The organism is Rivihabitans pingtungensis (assembly GCF_003201855.1).
Lineage (GTDB): Bacteria > Pseudomonadota > Gammaproteobacteria > Burkholderiales > Aquaspirillaceae > Rivihabitans > Rivihabitans pingtungensis.
Genome location: NZ_QJKI01000002.1, coordinates 33,999 through 56,748, shown reverse-complemented (window position 1 = coordinate 56,748; position 22,750 = coordinate 33,999). Strand labels below are relative to the sequence as shown.

The following is a 22,750-nucleotide window of genomic DNA, read 5'->3' as shown; positions in this document are numbered from 1 at the left end:
GGATGGCGCTGAATGCGCCAACGCGCACCATAATGGTGCGCGTTGTACGGGATACGCCGCGCGGCAAGGCGCAATACCTGAAGAGGAGATGCGCCAAGCACCACTCACCCCCGTGCAGCACTCACGGCCAAGCGCGTGGCCGCAGACCGTGCGACGCCGTCAGGAGAGCCGGGCCGTTCAGCGCACCTGGCCATCAATCGCCTGGGCAATCACTTGCGCCCAGTGCTGGGCCAGGGTTTTGTCCTCAGCCTCGACCATCACCCGCACCACCGGCTCGGTGCCGCTGGGGCGCAACACCACGCGGCCGCAGCCGGCCAGCGCGGCTTCGGCTTCGGCCAACGCCGCCGCCGACGCGCCTTGCCAGTCCATGCCGGCTTGCAGACGGACATTGATCATGGTCTGCGGGAAGGGCTGCCAGTCGCGACACACGCCAGCCAGGTCGGTGTCCAACACTGACAGGGCGGTGAGCACTTGCAGGCTGGAAATAATGCCGTCGCCAGTGGTGTGGCGGTCCAGGCACAGCAAATGGCCAGAGCTTTCGCCACCCACCTGCCAGCCACGCGCCAGCAATTGCTCCAGCACATAACGGTCGCCGACCTTGGCGCGGGCAAATTCGATGCCCTGGCGCGCCAGCGCCTGTTCCATGGCCAGATTGGTCATCACCGTGCCAACCACGCCGCCTTCCAGCTGGCCGGCGCGCTTGCGCGCCTTGGCCATCACGTACAGCAGCTGGTCGCCGTCGTACAGCCGGCCAGCGCGATCCACCATCATCAGCCGGTCGCCATCGCCGTCCAGGGCAATGCCATAGTCGGCATCGTGCGCCAGCACCGCCTGTTGCAGCGCCTTGGTGTGGGTGGCGCCGCAGTGGTCGTTGATATTAAAGCCATTGGGTTGGGTGGCGATTTCAATCACGTCGGCGCCCAGCTCGTGAAACACTTTGGGGGCAATGTGATAGGTGGCGCCGTTGGCGCAGTCCACCACCAGCTTCAGGCCGCGCAGGTCGCGGTCGTTGGGGAAGGTGCTTTTGCAAAACTCGATATAGCGGCCCTGGGCGTCGGTCAGCCGCTTGGCGCGGCCCAGCTCGGCCGAGGGGCGCACTTGCATCGGCGTGTCGATGCGCGCTTCGATTTCCAACTCCAGCGCGTCGTCCAGCTTGACGCCGCCTTCGGCAAAAAATTTGATGCCATTATCCTGATAGGGATTGTGCGAGGCGGAAATCACCACACCGGCCTGCAAACGCAGGGCGCGGGTCAGGTAGGCGATGCCCGGCGTGGGCAGCGGGCCAGCCAGATAGACATCCACGCCGGCAGCGGCAAAACCGGCTTGCAGCGCGGCTTCCAGCATATAGCCAGAAATGCGGGTGTCTTTGCCAATCAACACGCCAGGGCGGTGGCCGCTGTCGTGGTTGATCAACACCTGGCCGGCGGCGTAGCCCAGCCGCAAGACAAAGTCCGGGGTAATCGGCGCTTGGCCGACTTCACCGCGAACGCCATCGGTGCCGAAGTATTTGCGTGCGCTCATCGTGTCCTCTTGAGGTGATGCAGGGCGCGCAGGCAGGCTGAGGGCTCAGCATGGGCGCGCGCCGGGATGATGTCCTGATTCTACCCGTTCCACGCCATGCCGTAAGCATTAAAGTTTTGCCAAGACGCACAATGCTCAGCACGCGCGCTGCGCGTCGCGCATCGCATGCCACACCGCCAAGGCATCGCGGGTGGCGGCCACATCGTGCACGCGCACCACTGCCGCGCCATGCTGGCACGCCAGCACCGCCGCCGCCACACTGGCCGCCACCCGCGCCGCCGGTTCGCTCTGGCCCGTGACGGCGCCGAGCATGGATTTGCGCGACAGCCCCGCCAATACCGGGGCCAGACGGGCGCACTCGCCCAGGCGCGCCAGCAAGGCGTAGTTGTGCTCGACGGTTTTGCCAAAGCCAAAGCCGGGGTCCACCAGCAGGCGCTCGCGGGCAATGCCACCAGCCAGCGCGGCGTGCACGCGTGCACCCAGGTAATCAATCACCTCGGCCACCACATCGCGGTACTGCGGCGCGCGTTGCATGCTCTGCGGCGTGCCCTGCTTGTGCATCAGGCACACGGCGGCGGACGAAGCCGCCACGGCGGCAATCGCGCCGTCGTCTTCCAACGCCGCCACGTCGTTGATCACGTCCACCCCCAGCGCCAGGCCGGCGCGCATCACCTCGGTGCGGCGGGTGTCCAGCGAAATCGGCACATCCAGCTCGCACAGCGCTTCCAGCACCGGCAGCACCCGATCCAGCTCCTCCTGCACCGACACCAGCGGCGCATTCGGGCGGGTGGATTCGCCGCCCACATCCAGCATGTCGGCGCCTTCGGCCAGCATGGCCTCGGCGCGGGCGCGGGCGGCGGCCACGCCCTGATAGCGGCCGCCATCCGAGAACGAATCCGGGGTGACATTCAGAATGCCCATGATCAAGGGGCGATCCAGCAACAGGACAAAGCGGCCGGCATGCAGGGAAGCGGCGGACATGTTTTCAGCTCCATAAAAAGCGGCGCGGCAGCCGAAGCTGCCGCGCGAGGGGATGGCGAGAAAGAATCAGACTTCCTGCGCCGGTTTGATGGTGGGCGTGGCCGGGGCGGGCGGGGCCGGCGGCGTGTTGCCCGAGCCGGTGTTGCCAGCCGGACGCGGCGGGCGCGGCGGACGGCCTTGCATGATGTCTTCGATTTGCTCGGCGTCGATGGTTTCCCATTCCAGCAGCGCAGCGGTCATCACTTCCACCTTGTCGCGATTTTCATCCAGCAGGCGACGGGCCAGGGTGTACTGGTCGTCGATGATGCGACGGATTTCGTTGTCCACCTGCTGCATGGTGGCTTCCGACAGGTTTTTGTGCGTGGTCACTGAGCGGCCCAGGAACACTTCGCCTTCGTTTTCGCCGTACACCATCGGGCCGAGCTTGTCGCTCATGCCGTAGCGGGTGACCATGTCGCGGGCCATCGAGGTGGCGCGCTCGAAGTCGTTGCTGGCGCCGGTAGTCATCTGGTTCATGAACAGCTCTTCGGCAATGCGGCCGCCGAACAGCACCGAGATGCGCTGCAACAGATAGTCACGGTCGTAGGCGTAGCGGTCTTGCTCCGGCAGCTGCATGGTCACGCCCAGCGCGCGGCCGCGCGGGATGATGGTGACTTTGTGCACCGGGTCAGATTTGGGCAGCAGCTTGGCGACAATGGCGTGGCCAGACTCGTGGTAAGCGGTGTTTTTCTTTTCCTCGTCGGTCATCACCATGCTGCGGCGCTCGGCGCCCATCATGATTTTGTCCTTGGCGGATTCGAAGTCTTCCATGTCCACCAGACGCTTGTTGCGGCGGGCGGCAAACAGCGCAGCCTCGTTGACCAGGTTGGCCAGATCGGCGCCAGAGAAGCCCGGCGTGCCGCGCGCGATGATTTCCGGTTTGACGTCCACCGCAATCGGCACCTTGCGCATGTGCACATTGAGGATCTGCTCACGGCCGCGAATGTCCGGCAGCGGCACCACCACCTGGCGGTCGAAGCGGCCCGGGCGTTGCAGCGCCGGGTCGAGCACGTCCGGGCGGTTGGTGGCGGCGATCACGATCACCGTGGAATTGGTGTCAAAGCCGTCCATTTCCACCAGCAGCTGGTTCAGCGTTTGTTCGCGCTCGTCGTTGCCGCCGCCCAGACCGGCGCCGCGCTGGCGACCCACCGCGTCGATTTCATCGATAAAGATGATGCACGGCGAGTTTTTCTTGGCGTTCTCGAACATGTCGCGCACGCGGGCGGCGCCGACGCCGACGAACATTTCCACAAAGTCCGAGCCGGAAATCGAGAAGAACGGCACCTTGGCTTCGCCAGCAATGGCCTTGGCCAGCAGGGTTTTACCAGTGCCGGGGCTGCCGGCCAGCAGGATGCCGCGCGGGATGCGCCCGCCCAGCGTTTGATAACGGCTGGGGTCGCGCAGGTAATCGACGATTTCCTTCACTTCTTCTTTGGCTTCGTCGCAACCGGCGACGTCAGCAAAGGTGACGGTGTTTTGTTCTTGATCCAGCATGCGCGCGCGGCTCTTGCCGAAGCTGAACGCCCCGCCCTTGCCGCCGCCCTGCATCTGACGCATGAAGAACACCCACACGCCAATCAACAGCAGCATCGGGAACCAGGAGATGAAGATATTCATCAACAGCGACGGCTCTTCTTCCGGCTTGGCCGAGAAGCGCACATTGCTCTTGATCAGCTGGTTGACCAGCTGCGGATCGTAGGGGGCGTAGGTGGTGAAGGCGCTGCCGTCAGCGCGGCGGCCCTTGAGCCACTGCCCGCGCAAGGGGTGGCCCTCAATCACCACGGACTGCACGCGGCCCGCTTCGACATCGCCAATGAAGGTGGAATATTCGACCTGGTTTTGCGTCTCTTGACGCTTGCTGAACTGGTTGAACACCGTCATCAGCACGAGGCCGATAATGACCCATATGGCGATGTTTTTACCGATGTTGTTCAAAGCGGACTCCTTACTGTGCCCTGGCCTGCCAAAAAATATAGCCGGGCTGTTTCCTGGCAGAAAAACTTCATCAGAAACAGCGCCTTTTTCATTGTAAACCCTGAACCGCAGCCTGTCAGCGCCGATTTTTGCCCAGCAGGTAGATTTCGCTGCTGCGGTCGCGTGAGGCTTTGGGTTTGCGACTGAGCACCTCGGTAAAGGTTTCTCGCATCGCCTTCAGGAAAGCATTGAATTCGCTGCCCTGAAACACCTTGACCAAAAAATGTCCGCCAGGTTTCAGGTGTTCCTGGGCAAACATCAGGGCCAGCTCCACCAGATAGGCGCTGCGCGCCTGATCAATGGTGCTATTGCCAGACATGTTGGGGGCAATGTCGGAGATTACAAGGTCAACCGGCCGACCTTCCAGCAGTTGCACAAACTGCGCCAGCACGTCGTCCTCACGAAAATCGCCCTGAATGAACTGCACGCCGGCAATCGGATTCATCGGCAGGATGTCCAGCGCCAGCACGCGGCCGCGTTCGCCCACCTTGTCAATCGCCACCTGCGACCAGCTGCCCGGCGCCGAACCCAGGTCGGCCACGGTGATGCCGGGACGCAGCAGTTTGTCTTTTTCGTCGATTTCCAACAATTTGTAGGCGGCGCGCGAACGGTAGCCATCCTTTTGCGCCATATGCACATAAGGGTCGCTTACATGCTCTTGCAACCATGCCTTGCTGGTTTTGCTGCGTGCCATACAGTAAACTCGTGTTTTGAAACTGTTCTTTATAGACAACGAATACGATGAAAATCGAACTCTCTTCTGATCAGCGCAGTCATCTGAAAGCGCTGGCCCATTCGCTTAACCCGGTGGTGATGATTGGCAACAACGGTCTGAGCGAAGCGGTGATGCGTGAAATCGCCGTCAACCTCGACGCCCACGAACTGATCAAAATCCGCGTGCTGGGCGACGACCGCGAAGCCCGCGTGGCCATGTTCGAGCAAATCTGCGACGAACTGGGCGCCGCCCAGGTGCAGCACATTGGCAAGCTGCTGGTGATTTATCGCCCGACCGGCGACGCCAAAATCGCCCTGCCCAAAAGCAAGAAAAAACCCGCCTGATCAACCCCCTGAATTCCCGCTCAGGCGGGAATGACGCGATTTTCGCGGGGGATTTCAGGCAAGTAAAAAGCGGCGAGCTCACCTCGCCGCTTTTTTTATGCACAGCAGGCTGACGCCAGGCATGCGGCCGCAGACAGCGCAGCCAGTCACGTTGAAACACGAGGGTTCATGCTCCACGACGAACCCCTCGCCGCGCTACACCACGTCATTCCCGCGCAGGCGGGAATCCAGGGGCATCCACAGCGTGCTGGCTATCCGGCACGCTCAATGCCCACCGCGCACGCTGTGGCGCGGTCTGGGTTCCCGCCTTCGCGGGAACGACGCCTTGGGTGAAACTTATGCCGAAAGCGGTCTACGCACCAGTCAATCGGTTCAGATCATGGTGACTGAGCCACGCTCAATCGCCCCGGCGGCGCGGCCACAGCACCCAGGCCAAACCCAACAGGCTTTGCAGCAAATACACGCTGCTGGACACGCCATGCCAGGGGCCAAAGCCCAGGCCGAGCATCTGCGCTGGCGCGCCAGCGGCGTCCACCGGCACGGCCTTGAGCCGCTCGATCACCGGGTGAATCAGCCACTGATTGGCCAGCGAGCAGGCCAGCATGGCCCACACCAGCCGGGCTTCGCCGCGCCGCAGCCCGGCGCCGCCGTGGCGCAAGGCGTAAAACCCCAGCCACACCAGCGCGCAGGCCAGGCCCAGCCACTCCACCAGGGTGAACACCCGCCCGGCCAACTCGCCGGCCAGTTGGGTGTCCAGCCGGGCAAACAGAATGGGGGCCACGCCCCAGCCGGCCAGCCATTGGCCGCCAATCCACAGCGTCATCGCCAGTTGGCGCAAGCGGCTGTTCCAGCTGCGTTCATCCATTGCCCAGGCTCCTGGAGTGGGGGCTGCTCAGTTACAGATATTGCACGTCCAGCACTTCGTATTCACGCAGGCCGCCCGGCGCTTGCACTTCGGCCACGTCGCCGGCTTCTTTGCCAATCAGCGCGCGGGCAATCGGCGAATTGACCGACACTTTACCCAGTTTGATGTCGGCTTCGTCGTCGCCGACGATCTGGTAGCGCACTTCGTCGTCGGTTTCCATGTCCAGCAGCTGGACGGTGGCGCCAAACACCACGCGGCCATCGGCGTCCAGGGTGGACGGGTCGATGACTTGCGCATTGGACAGCTTGCCTTCGATTTCGGCGATGCGGCCTTCCACAAAGCCCTGACGCTCTTTGGCGGCGTCGTATTCGGCGTTTTCCGACAGGTCGCCATGGCTGCGCGCTTCGGCGATGGCGGCGATCACACTCGGACGCTCCACGCTTTTCAGGTGTTGCAGCTCGGCCTTGAGCTGCTCGGCGCCCACCACGGTCAGCGGAACTTTGATCATTTTGCTTCTCCAGGGAAGCCGGCGACAGGCCGGTTTCCACACAATAAAAGGCAAGCCGCCGTTGAAAAACGGCGGCTTGCGAAGGTTCGTCTGTAGAACGGAATGCCCCGATTGTAGCGGCAAGCCCGGCGGTTTCCAAGTGCGAAAACCGCCAGAACATGTCATCGGGAAGTCAAACGCGCGCCGATGGCAAAACGCCAGGCGCGCGCCGCCGTGAAACCGCCGGGCCGCAGGCCCGGCAGTGCAGGCAATTACAGCTGGCTGTGCAGCGACTGCACGCTGTACACGCCCAGGTCTTGCAGATGACGCATGCCAATGCACACGGCGCGCGCGCCGGCCAGGGTGGTGTACTGCGGAATGCGGCCTTGCAGCGCCGAGCGGCGGATGGAATAGCTGTCTTGCACCGCCTGACGCTTTTCGTCCACGGTGTTGATCACCAGACAAATTTCGCCATTCTTGATCATGTCCACCACATGCGGACGGCCTTCGGTGACTTTATTGATGGCGGTCACCGGCAGGCCCTGTTCGCTGATCATTTGCGCGGTGCCACGGGTGGCCACCAGCTCAAAGCCCAGGTCCAGCAGGTCGCGGGCCACTTCAACAATGCCGTTCTTGTCCGACTGGCGCACCGACAGGAACACCTTGCCCTGTTTCGGGAAGCGATCGCCTGCGGCCAGCTGGCTCTTGACGTAGGCTTCGGCAAACGAGCCGCCCACGCCCATCACTTCGCCAGTGGATTTCATTTCCGGGCCGAGAATGGTGTCCACGCCCGGGAACTTGATGAACGGGAACACCGCTTCTTTGACGGCGAAGTACGGCGGAATCACCTCGCGGGTCACGCCCTGGGCGGCCAGGGTGATGCCGGCCATGCAGCGCGCGGCGATCTTGGCCAGCGGCTGGCCGGTGACCTTGGAGACAAACGGCACGGTGCGCGAGGCGCGCGGGTTGACTTCCAGCACGTAGATGGTGTCGCCCTGAATGGCAAACTGCACATTCATCAGGCCCACCACGTTCAGCGCCTTGGCCATGGCGATGGTCTGGCGACGGATTTCGTCCTGCACCTCAGCGCCCAGGCTGTACGGCGGCAGCGAGCAGGCGGAGTCGCCAGAGTGCACGCCGGCTTGCTCGATATGCTGCATGATGCCGCCGATGATCACCTGTTCGCCGTCGCTGATGGCGTCCACGTCCACTTCGATGGCGTCGTTCAGGAAGCGGTCCAGCAGCACCGGGCTGTCGTTGGACACCTTCACCGCCTCGCGCATATAGCGCTCCAGGTCGGCCTGCTCGTGGACGATTTCCATGGCGCGGCCGCCCAGCACGTAGGACGGGCGCACCACCAGCGGGTAGCCGATTTCAGCGGCCAGGCGGATGGCTTCTTGCGGGTCGCGCGCGGTGCGGTTGGGCGGCTGCTTGAGGTTGAGCGCGTGCAGCATCTTCTGGAAGCGCTCGCGGTCTTCGGCGCAGTCGATCATGTCCGGCGTGGTGCCGATGATGGGCACGCCGTTGGCTTCCAGCGCGCGGGCCAGTTTCAACGGGGTTTGGCCGCCGTACTGCACGATCACGCCGATGGGTTTTTCCACATTCACCACTTCCAGCACGTCTTCCAGCGTCAGCGGCTCGAAGTACAGGCGGTCAGAGGTGTCGTAGTCGGTGGACACGGTTTCCGGGTTGCAGTTGACCATGATGGTCTCAAAGCCGGATTCGCGCAGGCTGAGTGCGGCGTGCACGCAGCAGTAGTCGAATTCAATGCCCTGGCCGATGCGGTTCGGCCCGCCGCCCAGCACCATGATTTTCTGGCGGCTGGACGGTTGCGCCTCGCACTCTTCTTCGTAAGTCGAGTACATATAGGCGGTGTTGGTGGAGAACTCGGCCGCGCAGGTGTCCACGCGCTTGTACACCGGGCGGATGCCGGCGGCCCAGCGCTTGTTGCGCACCGCGCCCTGATCCACGCCCAGCAGTGCGGCCAGACGGCGGTCGGAGAAGCCCTTGCGCTTCAGGCGGCGCAGGGTGTCGGCGTCCAGCGCGTCCAGGGATTGGCCCTTGACGGCGGCTTCTTCGGCCACCAGGTCTTGCAGCTGGGCCAGGAACCACGGGTCGATCTTGCACACTTCGAAGATTTCGCGCGCGCTCATGCCAATGCGGAAAGCATCGGCCACGTACAGCAGGCGTTCCGGCCCCGGCTCGCCCAGTTCGCGGACGATGGTTTCGCGGTCGGTCGAGCGCTCGTCCAGGCCGGACAAGCCGGTTTCCATGCCGCGCAGGGCTTTTTGCATGGATTCCTGAATCGAACGGCCCATGGCCATCACTTCGCCCACCGACTTCATTTGCGTGGTCAGGCGGTCGTTGGCCTGCGGGAATTTCTCGAAGGCAAAACGCGGAATCTTGGTGACCACATAGTCAATCGACGGCTCGAACGAGGCCGGGGTGGCGCCGCCGGTGATGTCGTTTTTCAGCTCGTCCAGGGTGTAGCCCACCGCCAGCTTGGCCGCCACCTTGGCGATCGGGAAGCCGGTGGCCTTGGAGGCCAGCGCCGAGGAGCGCGACACGCGCGGGTTCATTTCAATGACGATCATCTCGCCATTGTCCGGGTTGATGGCGAACTGCACATTCGAGCCGCCGGTGTCCACGCCGATTTCACGCAGCACCGCCAGGCTGGCGTTGCGCATGATCTGGTATTCCTTGTCGGTCAGCGTCTGCGCCGGGGCCACGGTGATGGAGTCACCCGTGTGTACGCCCATCGGGTCGAAGTTTTCAATCGAGCAGATGATGATGCAGTTGTCGGCGCGGTCGCGCACGACTTCCATTTCGTATTCTTTCCAGCCCAGCACCGATTGCTCAATCAGCAGCTCGTGGGTGGGGCTGGCTTCAAAGCCGCGTTCGCAGATGGTGACGAACTCTTCTTTGTTGTAGGCAATGCCGCCGCCCGAGCCGCCCATGGTGAACGAGGGGCGAATCAGCGTCGGGTAGCCCACCTGCGCCTGCGCGGTCAGCGCCTGCTCCATGGTGTGGGCGACAAAAGACTTGGGGCAGAACAGGCCGATTTTTTCCATCGCCAGCTTGAACTTGCCGCGATCTTCGGCTTTGTCGATGGCTTCTTCGGTGGCGCCGATCATTTCGACGCCAAATTTTTCCAGCACGCCATTGCGCGCCAGGTCCAGCGCACAGTTCAGCGCGGTCTGGCCGCCCATGGTCGGCAGCAGCGCATCCGGGCGTTCCTTTTCGATGATCTTGGCCACCATCTGCCAGGTGATCGGCTCGATATAGGTCACGTCGGCCATGTCCGGGTCGGTCATGATGGTGGCCGGATTGGAGTTGACCAGGATGACCTTGTAGCCTTCCTCGCGCAGCGCCTTGCAGGCCTGGGCGCCGGAGTAGTCGAATTCGCAGGCCTGGCCGATCACAATCGGGCCAGCGCCGATAATCAGGATGCTTTGGATGTCTGTACGTTTGGGCATTCTTGCACTCTACACAATCAATTTATGAATTCGAACGATTTGCTGTTAGTTCAGGCTGGCGCTGGCCAGCTTGGCGCCAAAGCCGACAAACACCGCGCCAGCGGCGCCAGACAGCGAGGCGGCCAGCTTGCGGCGGCGGCGAAACGCGTCCGCCAGGCGGGCGCCGGCGATGATGACGGTGGTCAGATACAGCGCGCTAAAGCACTGCAAAATGCCGCCAAGAATGGCAAAGGTCAGCGCCGGATAGGCGTAGTTCGGGTCAACGAACTGCACGAAAAAGGACACAAAAAACAAGATGGCCTTGGGGTTCATCAAGCTGATGACCAAAGCCCGCACAAAAGGGTTGGCGGCATTCACCGCCCGCGCCGGGCTCACCTCGGCCAACTGGCGCTGACGCCAGGCGCGCCAGGCGCCCAGCAGCATATTCACGCCCACCCAGGCCAGATAGCCGCCGCCCAGATACTTGACCACGGCAAACAGCGCCGGATTGGCTTTCAGCAGCCCGGCGGCGCCCGTGGCGGCCAGCGTCATCAGGATGAAATCACCGACAAACACGCCAGCGGCCCCGGCAAAACCGGCCTTCACCCCGCGCTGGGCCGCCACGGACAACACATACATCGAGTTGGGGCCCGGCAGCAGCACAATAAAAATCGTGCCCAGAATATAGGTGGTCAGGTCGGTGATGCCGAACATGCTGTGCTCCCAGGGTCAGGCCGGCTGGCGTTCCGCCATGGCGGCCGTAAAGCGGTCAAACAGATAGGCCACATCGTTCGGGCCCGGGCTGGCTTCCGGGTGGCCCTGGAAAGAAAACGCCGGACGGTCGGTCAGGGCAATGCCCTGCACGGTGTGGTCAAACAGGCTGCGGTGCGTCACGCGCACATTGGCCGGCAGGCTGGTTTCGTCCACCTGGAAACCGTGGTTCTGGCTGGTGATCATCACCCGGCCGCTATCCAGATCCTGCACCGGATGGTTGGCGCCGTGATGGCCAAACTTCATCTTGCTGGTCTTGGCGCCAGTGGCCAGGCCCAAGAGCTGATGGCCCAGGCAAATGCCAAACACCGGCAGACGGGTGTCGAGCACCTGACGAATGGCGGCAATGGCGTAATCACACGGCTCGGGGTCGCCCGGGCCGTTGGACAGGAACACGCCGTCCGGATTCAGCGCCAGCACCTCGGCCGCCGGGGTTTGCGCCGGCACCACCGTCACCTTGCAGCCGCGTTCGGCCAGCATGCGCAGGATGTTGTGCTTGACGCCAAAATCGTAAGCCACCACATGGAACTTCGGCTCGGTCTGCGCGCGGTAGCCGTGGCCCAGCGCCCATTCGCGGTCGGTCCAGGCGTAGGGCTCGGCGCAGCTGACCACCTTGGCCAGATCCTGGCCGGCCATTGAGCCAAAGCCGCGCGCCAGCTCCACCGCGCGAGCGGCGTCCACTTCACCGGCCATGATGCAGCCGGCCTGAGCGCCTTTTTCGCGCAGCAGGCGGGTGAGCTTGCGGGTGTCGATGTCGGCAATGGCCACCGTGCCATTGCGGGTGAGGTAATCGCCCAGCGACTCTTGTGCACGGAAATTGCTATGCAGCAAGGGCAGATCGCGGATGATCAAGCCCGCGGCAAACACGGCGCGCGACTCGGCATCCTCGGCGTTGGCGCCCACATTGCCGATATGCGGGTAAGTCAGGGTGACCAGCTGGCGGGTGTAGGACGGATCGGTAAGAATTTCCTGATAACCGGTGATGGCGGTGTTGAACACCACTTCACCGACGGTATGGCCGGTCGCGCCAATTGCGCGGCCGGTAAAGACAGTCCCGTCAGCCAAGGCAAGAATTGCGGGAATCGTGGACACTGGCTGCTCCTGATACATTTGATTTTAAAGGCTTGATGCGAATAACGGGACAAGGCGTATTCCGCCCGTCCCGTTTTGATAAACTTTCGGATTGTACCTTTTTTTGACCCTCATTCGCAACTTTGCGGCAGCGCAACACGCGTCGCCGATGCGTCACGACCAGTCAGAATCCGGACACCCTCCAGGCTGATGCCGGCGCGGCGCTGTCTTGGGTTGTAGTGCATGCGGGGCGGGGAGGCAAGGGAACGCGGGGGAGATGGCGCACGCGAACAAGCGGCATATACTGTGCGCATCCGGCACGGCATGGCTTGCGGCTGTGCAGCTTTTTTCTGTGTTAAAGGTCTTTTCCGATGCTGCGCACCCTGACAATCCAAGGCTTTAAATCCATCGCCAATCTTGAGCTGGAGCTTGGCCGAGTCAATTGCTTTATTGGCGCCAATGGCGTGGGCAAAAGCAATGTACTGGAGGCACTGGGCATTCTTGGCGCGGCAGCCAGCGGCGTAGTGGACGACGAAAGCCTGCTGCGCCGAGGTGTGCGCGCCGGCACGCCGCGCTTATACAAAACCTCGTTTGCCGGCCTGCGCACCCCGCCGCACATCAGCATGGGCATCACCGCCAGCCCGCACGCGGCGTATCGCATCTCCCTGCTCAATCCGCTGGATGCGCCAGAACCCGCCTGGGCCTACAAAACCGAAACCCTGAACGATGGCGAGCGCGATATTGTCTCTGCCGGCGTGCGCAGCCAAGCCAAATCGCTGAACCCCAAAGCCGGGCTGGCGGCGCTGAAACGGGTGGAGCTGGCCGAGGACAACCCCGCAGCACAACTGATGCAAACCCTGCAAGACTACGCCATTTACTGTCCCAACACCCCGGCGCTGCGCGGCATTGCCCCCGACCCGCAAACCCGCGCCCCCGTTGGCCTGAACGGCGGACGCCTGGCCGAAGGCTTTGCCGACCTGCAACGGGCGCTGCACGCAGACAACCCACCCGGCGAAGCCATGCTGGATGACATTCTGACGCTGATCGACTGGGTGGATGAGGTCGAAGTCAGCCAGCACGCCAGCACCCTGCTCTCCAACCAAGTGCCGCGCGGCAAGTGGATGCTGAAATTCACCGACCGCTTCATGAACGCCAACCGCAACACCCTGACCGCCTACGACGCCAGCGAAGGCGCGCTGTATATCCTGTTCTGCGCCACACTCTGCCTGGCGGAATACGGCCCAAAAGTGTTTGCCATCGACAACCTCGACCAAGCGCTTAACCCCCGGCTATTAAGCCGGCTGGTCAGTCACCTGGCCGCCTGGCTGGAGCATCGCGACCCAGATCAACAGCTGCTGTTTACCGCCCATAACCCCGCTGTGCTGGACGGGCTGGATTTAAACGACCCAGAAGTGCGCCTGTTTGCCGTAGACCGCACCCAACAAGGCCACACCTCGGTGCGCCGCATCGTGCTATCCGAGCCCTTGCGCCAGTTGCTGCACAACTACCCACTCTCCCGCCTGTGGATGATGGGCCACCTGGGCGCGGTGCCAAATGTCTGAGCCTTTGCGCATTGCCCTGGTGGCGGAAGGGCCGACAGACCAACCGTTGATTGCAGCGGCGTTGAACGCCATCTTGCCCGGCCAGCCATTTGTGCTGACGCAATTGCAGCCAGAACCCACCTATCCGCAACTGGGCACGGGCTGGGGCGGGGTACTGAAATGGTGTCATACCGCTGGCGCACGCCATACCGGGCCAATAGACAGCGACCCCACGCTGGAATTGTACGATTTGCTCATCATCCATCTTGATCTGGATGTTTGCGGCAAACAGTATGCCGATTATCCGCAGCTGCCTGACGATGAACGCAGGGCAAACTGGGGCGCGCTACCCATTCACTACTGCTGCCCACCCGCCAGCACCGACGCGGATAAGCTGGCCAGCGTGCTGCAAACCTGGCTCACCCCGGCCACCATACCGCCCATAAGGACGCACCGTGCTATGCCTGCCGGCGCAATCATCGGGAACCTGGCTGGCCGTGGCGACCCTGCCGGACGAACACGCTCAGCTATGCGCCGCGCCCGGCTTAGAGTGCAACACCCAGCTGGAAACATGGCTCTCCGAACTCGCGCCCAAGGCACACAAGATCAAGAAAACCCAGCGGGAATACCGGAAGCATGCACCCGCAATTCAAGAACGGTGGAGCGACATCAAACAGCGCTGTAGGCAAGCGAAGCGGTTTGAATTTGATGTGCGGCAGGTGTTTGAGATTGCCCGGCTAAACATTAACGCTGTTACACTTGGTGTTTGAGACCGCCCATAATCCATTTGGTGAACCCATACCTTTCCAACAAAGGAGCATCTATGAGAGACAAAATTCACATTGAACAAAATCACGATCACATTGGTGGCAATTTCAAATGGGAGATAGAGCCAACGTGTAAGTGCGGAAAGATCAAAGACGCCACAGAAGAAAAATTTGTTTTCGTAAGCAATTTTACTAACAGGGGATTTAATCAGTTCTACATGATGCCTGTCACCGCTGATGGATATCTATTTCGAGACGATGGGGTGCAAATTTCGCATTGTCCTTGGTGTGGCGATGAAATCAAGGGGAAAAAGAAATACCCATCCAAGTGAAGCAAAGAACTTTAGCCGGTTGCTCTAACTATGCATTCGAGGTGACCTGTGCGAAAAACCGCCCAGGCACCTCAACTTCACGTTAGTCAACACAAATACTTCACTCAAAAACTCACCATGTATCTAAACACCACCCAATTAACCGCCCAAGAAAACTATCGCCATCTTGTCGGCGGCATCATCCCTCGGCCAATCGCCTGGATCAGCACGGTTTCCGCAACGGGTGTTACCAACCTGGCTCCCTACTCATTTTTTACCGTGGCCAGCTGCAATCCTCCCGTCCTGCTGTACACACAAATCACGTCGAGAAGCGGCAAGAACAAAGACACGCTCACAAACATTCTTGCCACGAAATCCTGTGTGATCAATATCGTGAGTGCGGCATTGCTGAAAAAAATGAATGCCACATGCGAAACCTTTCCACCCGAAATCAGTGAGTTCTCAGCGGCGGGGATCGAATCTTGTGAAAGCCGATTTGTTGCGGCGCCGGCAGTGGCTGCATCAAAAGTTCGCTATGAGTGCGCGCTTCGAGAAGTGATTCAGGTGTCTTCCGAGCCATCGGGCGGCAGCGTTGTTTTGTTGGATGTGCTTGGGATCTACGTTGCCGATGATGTGCGCGTTCAATCAGACATCAGCCATGATCTTCTTGATGCGGTGGGTAAACTTGGCGGTGATGGGTACGCATATACGCGAGAGACCACGGCCCTTGCCCGACCTAAATCTGTAACCTAAAGCATGTTTCTAACCATCCCATAGCAGTAAAACCAGAGCCCATATCTAAAAACTTATACCCCAAACAAGGAAAATTGATGTTTACACCAAAATATTTTAACGTACATTGGTATGGTCCATACGTTACAGAGGAAGCTGGCAATCTGACAGACCCAAATCTTGTGCTGTATATGATCTGCGGCACTCATGGCATGTATGGAAAGAATGTGCCTCTTTATATTGGCAAAACAATTCGATCCATTACCCAAAGACTGAAAGAGCATGACTGGATAAATCGTGAACCAGATCCAGTACAAATTTATGCAGCCGCGATTAGCAAGCCTTTTTTAGCATGGGATGAGCTCAAGAACGAATATGCGTACCCAGCCCCCGAAAATCAAATCATTGAGGAAATTGAATCTTTGATTATCTTTGCCCATCAACCGGTCTATAACACCAGATCCAAAGGAGGGCGTCAAAGTCTAGATCACGACTTTGTTGTTTTCAATACGGGTCGTCGCTCTACATTACTCCCAGAAGTTTCCTCCATGTACTGGTATGGATGAGCGAATGGCGAGCCAGGCAAAAACATATTACCCATAAAAAACACCCCCACAAAAAAACCCCGGACAGTCCACCCGTCCGGGGTTTTTCACTTCTGACTACAATTTACTGCCTGGCGCCCTCAGCTCAAAACGCCGCTTCATCCAGCGCCAGCACCGATTCCCCACCGTGCAGAATCGCCACGGTCAGGCCACTGACTTGCGGCAGCAGGTGTTCGCCGTAAAAACGGGCGGTGATCAGTTTGGCGGTGAGGAAGTCCACGTCGGCGCCGTCTTCGGCCAGTTTGGCTTGGGCGGCGAGGGCGGCGCGGGCCATTTGCCAGCCGCCCAGCACGATGCCCATCAGCTTGAGGAAGGGCACCGAGCCGGCTGCCGGCAGGCGCGGGTTGCTGGCAAAGTGGGCGAGCACAAAGTCCACGCAGCTGCTGGCCTGGTCAACGGCGATGTTCAGCGCGGCCTGGAAGGCTTGCAGCTCGGGGCCGGCGTCGGCCAGGCGGGCGGCCACGGCTTTGACTTCGGCCAGCACGGCGCGGGCGGTGGCGCCGTTTTCCGAGGCCAGTTTGCGGCCGATCAGGTCCAGCGCCTGGATGCCGGTGGTGCCTTCATAAATGGCGGTGATGCGGGCGTCGCGGTAGTACTGGGCGGCGCCGGTTTCTTCGATAAAGCCCATGCCGCCGTGTACTTGCACGCCCAGCGAGGTGATTTCGTTGGCTTGCTCGGTGTTCCAGCCCTTGACGATGGGGATGAGGAAGTTCACCAGCGCCTGGTTGCGGGCTTTTTCTTCCGGGTGGGGATGGGTGGCGGCGCGGTCCAGCGCGGTGGCGGTGTAGTAGGCCAGGGCGCGTTGGGCTTCGATCTGGGCGCGCATGGTCATCAGCATGCGGCGCACGTCCGGGTGCTTGATGATGGCGGCGCTGGCCGGATTGGGGCTGCCCAGTTCGCGGCTTTGCACGCGGTCGCGGGCGTAGGCCACGGCGTGCTGGTAGGCACGCTCGGAGATGGCCATGCCTTCCACGCCCACGCCCAGGCGGGCGTGGTTCATCATGGTGAACATATAGCCCAGGCCCTTGTTCAGCTCGCCCACCAGATAACCGATGGCGCCGCCTTGGTCGCCAAAGCTCATCACCGCGGTGGGGCTGCCGTGGATGCCCAGCTTGTGTTCGATGGACACGCAGCGGGCGTCGTTGCGCGCGCCCAGCGTGCCGTCGGCGTTGACCAGGTATTTGGGCACGATAAACAGCGAAATGCCCTTCACCCCCGCCGGGGCGTCCGGCAGGCGGGCCAGCACCAGATGGACGATATTATCGGCCATGTCGTGCTCACCCCAGGTGATGAAAATCTTTTGGCCGGTGATGGAATACGTGCCATCGCCATTGTCCACGGCCTTGGTGCGCACCTGCGCCAGATCAGAGCCGGCGTTGGGTTCGGTCAGGTTCATGGTGCCGGTCCACTCGCCGCTGGCCATGCGCGGCAGGTAGGTGGCTTTCAGGTCTTCGCTGGCGTGGTGATGGATGGCTTCGATGGCGCCCAGGGTCAGCAGCGGGGCCAGCGAAAACGACAGATTGGCGGAACACCACATTTCTTCGGTGGCCATCGCCACCAGCGCCGGCAGGCCCTGGCCGCCCACGTCTTGCGGGGCGCGCAGGCCCACCCAGCCGCTGTCGCGGAACTGGTGGTAGGCGTCGGCAAAGCCTTCGGCGGTGGTCACCTGGTAGTCTTTCCAGGTGTTGCCCTTGTCGCCGTTGCGGTTGATCGGGGCGAGCACCCCTTCGGCAAACTTGGCGGCTTCGTCCAGAATGGCGTCCACCAGTTCGACATTGCAATCTTCGTAGCCGGGCAGGGTGCACACCGCCGGCAGCTCGGCCAGTTCAGACAGCACAAAACGGATGTCCTTGAGCGGGACTTGATAGGTCATGCTTACTCCTCTGCGATGTAGAAACGGCCACCACTCAGAGTTCTCTCCGCCAGACGGGCGCTCTGACTCTACTCTGGTGACAGCCGTGTGGATTCACCCGCCGGGTTGTCCGGGCAGGCGTGGCGACCGACGCTTCTGGCGGCGTCTGGGCGCCGGCCCTGTGTGGCCAGGGCCATCCGCGCGTCTTGCTTACTTGGACAATTCGGTCATCAGTTCCGGCAGCACGCTGAACAGGTCGCCCACAATGCCGTAATCCGCCACCTGGAAGATCGGGGCTTCTTCGTCTTTGTTGATGGCGACGATGACTTTGGAGTCCTTCATGCCGGCCAGGTGCTGGATGGCGCCAGAAATGCCCACGGCCACGTACAGCTGCGGCGCCACCACTTTGCCGGTTTGGCCCACTTGGTAGTCGTTCGGCGCGTAGCCGGCGTCCACAGCGGCGCGGGATGCGCCCACGGCAGCGCCCAGTTTGTCGGCCAGCGGCTCGATCACGGCCTTGAATTGCTCAGCCGAACCCAGTGCGCGGCCACCAGACACCACGATCTTGGCGGCAGCCAGTTCCGGGCGGTCAGACACGGTGAGTTCCTGGCTGACAAAGCTGGACAGGCCAGCGTCGGCAGCGCCAGAGACGGCTTCCACGGCGGCGGCGCCACCGGAGACAGCGGCGGCTTCAAAGGCGGTGGTGCGAACGGTGATCACCTTGATGGCGTCGCTGGATTGCACGGTGGCCATCACGTTGCCGGCGTACACCGGGCGCACAAAGGTGTCGGCGCTTTCCACAGCGGTGATTTCGCTGATCTGGGCGACGTCCAGCAGGGCAGCCACGCGCGGCAGCAGGTTTTTGCCAAAGGTGGTGGCCGGGGCCAGCACATGGCTGTATTGCTTGGCCAGATCCACCACCAGCGGGGTGAGGTTCTCGGCCAGCGGGTGGGCCAGGGCGGCGGCGTCAGCCAGCAGCACCTTGCTCACGCCAGCAATCTGCTTGGCGGCGTCCGCAGCGGCGGCGCAGCCAGCGCCAGCCACCAGCAGGTGGACATCGCTGCCCAGCTTTTGCGCGGCGGTGACGGTGTTCAGAGTGCCAGACTTGATCTGGCTGTTGTCGTGTTCGGCGATAACCAGGATAGCCATAGTATTACAGCACCTTTGCTTCGTTTTTCAGTTTGGCCACCAGCTCGGCTGCGTTGGCCACCTTGACGCCGGCGGAGCGCTTGGCCGGCTCGGCGACTTTCAGGGTTTTCAGGCGCGGGGTCACGTCCACACCCAGATCGGCCGGGCTGGTTTTGTCCAGCGGCTTTTTCTTGGCGGCCATGATGTTGGGCAGCTTGACGTAGCGCGGCTCGTTCAGGCGCAGGTCGGTGGTCAGCACGGCCGGCAGGCTGAGCTTGACGGTTTCCAGACCGCCATCCACTTCGCGGGTGACGTTCACCGAGCCATCGCCCAATTCAACCTTGGAGGCAAACGTGCCTTGCGCCCAGCCCAGCAGCGCGGCGGTCATCTGGCCGGTTTGGTTGGCGTCGTCATCAATGGCCTGCTTGCCCAGAATCACCAGTTGCGGGGCTTCTTTGACGGCCACTTGCTTGAGCAGCTTGGCCACGGCCAGCGGCTGCAATTCAGCGTCGGTTTCGACGTGAATGGCGCGGTCGGCGCCCATGGCCAGCGCGGTGCGCAGGGTTTCTTCGCACTGCTTGACGCCCATGGAGACGGCGACGATTTCGGTGGCCTTGCCGGCTTCTTTCAGACGAACGGCTTCTTCGACGGCGATTTCGTCAAACGGGTTCATCGACATCTTGACGTTGGCAACATCAACGTCAGACCCGTCCGCTTTAACGCGGACTTTCACGTTGTAATCCACAACGCGTTTCACGGCGACTAGGACTTTCATATTCCTCCAGCTGCAGATGTGTCAGTGTGAGTGGCTAAAAACATGCCCTGCACGGGCGCCCGCACGCACGCATGCGCGCGCGCAGCCGATTTTTAAACGACTGTTTGAATGTACTCTGCAAACTCGCTGATGGCAAGTGGGCAGTGTGCAAGGCAAATTGCATTTTTGCGCGGCTGACCTCAGAATGGCAAGTTCCACGTTGCAGTGCAACATAACCGAGGAGTCAGTCGTGCCTACTGTTTACTTCGAAGATCTCTCCGTTGGTCAGAGCGCCGAATACGCCAAAACCGTGACGGAAGCGGACATTCTGCTGTTTTCTGCCGTATCTGGCGACAACAACCCGGTGCATCTGAACGCCGAGTATGCCGAAAACTCGATGTTCAAGAGCCGCATCGCCCACGGCATGCTCTCGGCTGGCTTCATTTCTGCCGTGTTGGGCACCCGCCTGCCGGGCGAAGGCGCCATCTACCTGGGCCAGACGCTGAAGTTCAAGGCCCCGGTGCGCATTGGCGACACCGTGACCGCCACCGCCACCGTGGCCGCGCTCGATCCGGCCAAAAAGCGCGTCACCCTGACCACCGTGTGTAAAGTCAAAGACACCGTGGTGATCGAAGGCGAAGCCGTGGTGATCGCCCCGAGCAAGGCCTGAGTCATGGTGGCGCTGCGCGTAGTCCCGGTCACTGACGAAGCGGGACAGATCATCGAGCCGGCGCTGCTGGCGGCAGCTGGCGAGGTTCACCGCCAGCTGCGGCCGATGCTGCCCGAAGACTACCCGGCCAAAATGGCACGGGTGTTTGCCGGCGGCGCGCGCATGGTGGTGGCCGTGCACGACGGGCGCGTGCTGGGCCTGGCCTTGTATCGCCTGTACGAAAACACCTACGAAAACCTGCGGCTGTATGTGGACGATCTGGTGACCGATCAAGCCACCCGCTCGCAGGGCGTGGGCGGCGCCTTGCTGGACTGGTGCGAAACGCTGGCCCGCTCGCGCGGCGCCGAGTGGCTGGCGCTGGATTCTGGCACCTGGCGCACCGACGCCCACCGGCTGTATTTCCGCAAGGGGATGGTGATTTCGTCCTTCCACTTTACCCGTAAGCTGGCCGACGGGTAAGAGTCGCAAACAAAACTCTCCTGGCCTTGTTGCACGACCTTGCCGTACTTCTTGTACTGTCTACGGTCGTGCGCCTCGCCAGGACCGCTGCGCTGAGTTTTGTGCGCGACTCACCATCCTGGTGCGACGCGCGCGTGCAATAGCGCGCCTGCGTCGCCCCGTCGCGCTACAATCCCGAGCAAACATCTGTTTGCGAGCCGTCCTGATGAACCACCCCGAACATGTGCTGGCGCACCTGACCTTCTGGCGCAAAGAAATCTCCCAGCAATTGGCCGAATGGATCGAGCACTGCGACGGCGCGGTGGCGGTGGATCGTCACGCCCGTGTGGTGTGGATCAGCAAACCCTATCTGGAAGCCCTGGGCCTGACCCGCCCGGAAGACGCGCTGGGCCGGCATATTCTGGAGCTCACCCCGCATTCGCAAATGCCGGAAGTGGTCGAAACCGGCCGCCCCATCCTGCTGGACATCTGGACAATCAGCGAGCGCAGCTTTGTGATTTCGCGGGTGCCGCTCAAGGACGAGCACGGCGAGGTGATTGGCGCGCTGGGCTTTGTGTTGTATGAAAGCAGCAAACACATCAAGCCGCTGCTGGCCAAATTCGCCCGCCTGCAAAGCCAGCTGGAATGCACGCAAAGCGCGCTGTTGCAGGCGCGCAGCAATAAATACACCCTGGCCGATATGGTGGGCCACTCCAGCGCCATGCAGCAGCTCAAGCGCGCCGCCCGTCAGGACAGCACCGTGCTGCTGCTGGGCGAAACCGGCACCGGCAAAGAGCTGCTGGCGCACGCCATCCACGCCGAATCCGCCCGCACCGGCAAGCCGTTTGTCGCCATCAATGTCGCCGCCATTCCCGATAGCCTGCTGGAAGCCGAATTATTTGGCGCCGCCGCCGGCGCCTACACCGGCGCCGACCGCAAGGGCCGTCTGGGCAAAATCCAGCTGGCCGACGGCGGCACGCTGTTTCTGGATGAAATCGGCGATATGCCGCTGAACCTGCAAGCCAAGCTGCTGCGCGTGCTGCAAGAAAAAGAAGTCGAGCCGCTGGGCAGCAATCGGGTGTGTCCGGTGGATTTGCGGGTGATTGCCGCCACCAGCGCCGACCTGCCGCGCCGGGTGGCCGACGGCAGTTTTCGGGCAGATTTGTACTATCGGCTGAACGTGCTGCCGCTCACCCTGCCGCCGCTGCGCCAGCGGCTGGACGACCTGCCCAGCCTGTGCGAATTCATCCTGGCCCGGCTGGCGGAAAAAACCGGCTCGCTGCCGCGCGACATCGACGCCGCCGCGCTGGCGCTGCTGCGCGAACAACGCTGGCCGGGCAATCTGCGGCAATTGCGCAACACCCTGGAACAAGCCGTGGCGATGACCGACGGCGACACCCTGGGCGCCGCCGAGCTGCGCCCCTTTCTGCCCGACCCCACCCCGGCCGCGCCGCCTGCGCGCACCCTGGCCGACGCGGTGGCCGCCACCGAGCGGCAGATGATTCAGGCCGCGCTGGTCGAGCAACAAGGCCGGGTGGTGGACGCCGCCCGCCAATTGGGCGTCTCACGCGCCACCCTGTATAAAAAACTGGCGCAGTACGGGCTGGGCGGACACGAAGGCTGACGCCAGGCCGGGCGAAAACTCCGCTGCAAACGCTGGACAAGCCCCCTGTCGCCACCAATAATCAGGAGTTTTACCTAGCGCCCGCGTCATCCCGCACAGCGGGCC

Annotated in this window: 21 protein-coding genes; 9 read left to right on the top strand and 12 right to left on the bottom strand. The window is 62.0% G+C overall.

The annotated features are described in order from the left end of the window. Positions 1–177: 177 nt before the first annotated feature. From glmM to rlmE, 4 genes are all read right to left on the bottom strand, one after another. Positions 178–1,521 (bottom strand): phosphoglucosamine mutase, encoded by a 1,344-nt coding sequence (gene glmM, locus DFR34_RS02190; protein ID WP_110389532.1) that lies wholly within the window; start codon positions 1,519–1,521, stop codon positions 178–180. A gap of 135 nt (positions 1,522–1,656) precedes the next feature. After that, on the bottom strand, positions 1,657–2,502 hold the full coding sequence (gene folP, locus DFR34_RS02185) for a dihydropteroate synthase (RefSeq protein WP_110389531.1): 846 nt from the start codon (positions 2,500–2,502) through the stop codon (positions 1,657–1,659). Positions 2,503–2,568: 66 nt separating this feature from the next. Continuing rightward, positions 2,569–4,476, bottom strand: a complete 1,908-nt coding sequence (ftsH, locus tag DFR34_RS02180) for an ATP-dependent zinc metalloprotease FtsH (RefSeq protein ID WP_110389530.1) — start codon at positions 4,474–4,476, stop codon at positions 2,569–2,571. A 115-nt stretch (positions 4,477–4,591) separates the two neighbouring features. Further along, complete coding sequence (rlmE, locus tag DFR34_RS02175; RefSeq protein ID WP_110389529.1) at positions 4,592–5,209, bottom strand: 23S rRNA (uridine(2552)-2'-O)-methyltransferase RlmE; 618 nt, start codon at positions 5,207–5,209, stop codon at positions 4,592–4,594. 47 nt (positions 5,210–5,256) lie between these two features. On the opposite strand from rlmE, the gene yhbY reads away from it, so the two are divergent. Next, positions 5,257–5,574: a ribosome assembly RNA-binding protein YhbY gene (gene yhbY / locus DFR34_RS02170; protein WP_110389528.1), complete on the top strand. Its 318-nt coding sequence runs from the start codon at positions 5,257–5,259 to the stop codon at positions 5,572–5,574. A 397-nt stretch (positions 5,575–5,971) separates the two neighbouring features. Here the strand turns inward: yhbY and DFR34_RS02165 are convergent, their stop codons facing one another. The 5 genes from DFR34_RS02165 to carA all read right to left on the bottom strand — a co-directional run bounded on the left by DFR34_RS02165 (position 5,972) and on the right by carA (position 12,244). Beyond that, on the bottom strand, positions 5,972–6,439 hold the full coding sequence (locus DFR34_RS02165) for a DUF4149 domain-containing protein (protein WP_110389527.1): 468 nt from the start codon (positions 6,437–6,439) through the stop codon (positions 5,972–5,974). 31 nt (positions 6,440–6,470) lie between these two features. Next, entirely contained in the window at positions 6,471–6,947 is a 477-nt protein-coding gene (gene greA, locus DFR34_RS02160) for a transcription elongation factor GreA (protein ID WP_110389526.1), read from the bottom strand. 251 nt (positions 6,948–7,198) lie between these two features. Continuing rightward, a complete protein-coding gene (carB, locus tag DFR34_RS02155) occupies positions 7,199–10,402 on the bottom strand; it encodes a carbamoyl-phosphate synthase large subunit (RefSeq protein WP_110389525.1) in 3,204 nt (1,067 codons plus the stop codon). A gap of 45 nt (positions 10,403–10,447) precedes the next feature. Further along, positions 10,448–11,095, bottom strand: a complete 648-nt coding sequence (leuE, locus tag DFR34_RS02150; RefSeq protein ID WP_110389524.1) for a leucine efflux protein LeuE — start codon at positions 11,093–11,095, stop codon at positions 10,448–10,450. A 15-nt stretch (positions 11,096–11,110) separates the two neighbouring features. Next, a complete protein-coding gene (gene carA / locus DFR34_RS02145) occupies positions 11,111–12,244 on the bottom strand; it encodes a glutamine-hydrolyzing carbamoyl-phosphate synthase small subunit (protein WP_110389699.1) in 1,134 nt (377 codons plus the stop codon). A 350-nt stretch (positions 12,245–12,594) separates the two neighbouring features. On the opposite strand from carA, the gene DFR34_RS02140 reads away from it, so the two are divergent. The 5 genes from DFR34_RS02140 to DFR34_RS16715 all read left to right on the top strand — a co-directional run bounded on the left by DFR34_RS02140 (position 12,595) and on the right by DFR34_RS16715 (position 16,140). Further along, positions 12,595–13,785 (top strand): AAA family ATPase, encoded by a 1,191-nt coding sequence (locus DFR34_RS02140; RefSeq protein ID WP_110389523.1) that lies wholly within the window; start codon positions 12,595–12,597, stop codon positions 13,783–13,785. Positions 13,786–14,219: 434 nt separating this feature from the next. Beyond that, a complete protein-coding gene (locus DFR34_RS17305) occupies positions 14,220–14,534 on the top strand; it encodes a hypothetical protein (protein ID WP_211309262.1) in 315 nt (104 codons plus the stop codon). A 53-nt stretch (positions 14,535–14,587) separates the two neighbouring features. Continuing rightward, positions 14,588–14,863, top strand: coding sequence for a hypothetical protein (locus DFR34_RS16720; protein WP_146215033.1), 276 nt, complete (start codon positions 14,588–14,590; stop codon positions 14,861–14,863). A gap of 48 nt (positions 14,864–14,911) precedes the next feature. Next, on the top strand, positions 14,912–15,595 hold the full coding sequence (locus DFR34_RS02130; protein WP_245906792.1) for a flavin reductase family protein: 684 nt from the start codon (positions 14,912–14,914) through the stop codon (positions 15,593–15,595). Positions 15,596–15,672: 77 nt separating this feature from the next. Then, the gene (locus DFR34_RS16715) at positions 15,673–16,140 is read left to right on the top strand and encodes a GIY-YIG nuclease family protein (RefSeq protein ID WP_146215032.1); all 468 of its coding nucleotides are present in this window, start codon (positions 15,673–15,675) and stop codon (positions 16,138–16,140) included. Positions 16,141–16,264: 124 nt separating this feature from the next. Here DFR34_RS16715 and DFR34_RS02125 read toward each other — a convergent pair whose 3' ends face one another. The 3 genes from DFR34_RS02125 to DFR34_RS02115 all read right to left on the bottom strand — a co-directional run bounded on the left by DFR34_RS02125 (position 16,265) and on the right by DFR34_RS02115 (position 19,934). After that, complete coding sequence (locus DFR34_RS02125; protein WP_110389521.1) at positions 16,265–18,052, bottom strand: acyl-CoA dehydrogenase; 1,788 nt, start codon at positions 18,050–18,052, stop codon at positions 16,265–16,267. Between the two features lie 189 nt (positions 18,053–18,241). Further along, entirely contained in the window at positions 18,242–19,180 is a 939-nt protein-coding gene (locus DFR34_RS02120) for an electron transfer flavoprotein subunit alpha/FixB family protein (protein ID WP_110389520.1), read from the bottom strand. A 4-nt stretch (positions 19,181–19,184) separates the two neighbouring features. Further along, a complete protein-coding gene (locus DFR34_RS02115) occupies positions 19,185–19,934 on the bottom strand; it encodes an electron transfer flavoprotein subunit beta/FixA family protein (RefSeq protein WP_110389519.1) in 750 nt (249 codons plus the stop codon). A 229-nt stretch (positions 19,935–20,163) separates the two neighbouring features. Between DFR34_RS02115 and DFR34_RS02110 the strand changes: the two genes are divergently transcribed. From DFR34_RS02110 to DFR34_RS02100, 3 genes are all read left to right on the top strand, one after another. After that, a complete protein-coding gene (locus DFR34_RS02110; protein WP_245906791.1) occupies positions 20,164–20,583 on the top strand; it encodes a MaoC family dehydratase in 420 nt (139 codons plus the stop codon). Positions 20,584–20,586: 3 nt separating this feature from the next. Further along, positions 20,587–21,042 carry a GNAT family N-acetyltransferase gene (locus DFR34_RS02105; RefSeq protein ID WP_245906790.1) on the top strand — a complete coding sequence of 152 codons (456 nt, stop codon included), beginning with the start codon at positions 20,587–20,589 and terminating at the stop codon, positions 21,040–21,042. A 205-nt stretch (positions 21,043–21,247) separates the two neighbouring features. Next, entirely contained in the window at positions 21,248–22,645 is a 1,398-nt protein-coding gene (locus DFR34_RS02100) for a sigma-54 interaction domain-containing protein (protein WP_110389517.1), read from the top strand. The last annotated feature ends 105 nt before the right edge of the window (positions 22,646–22,750 follow it).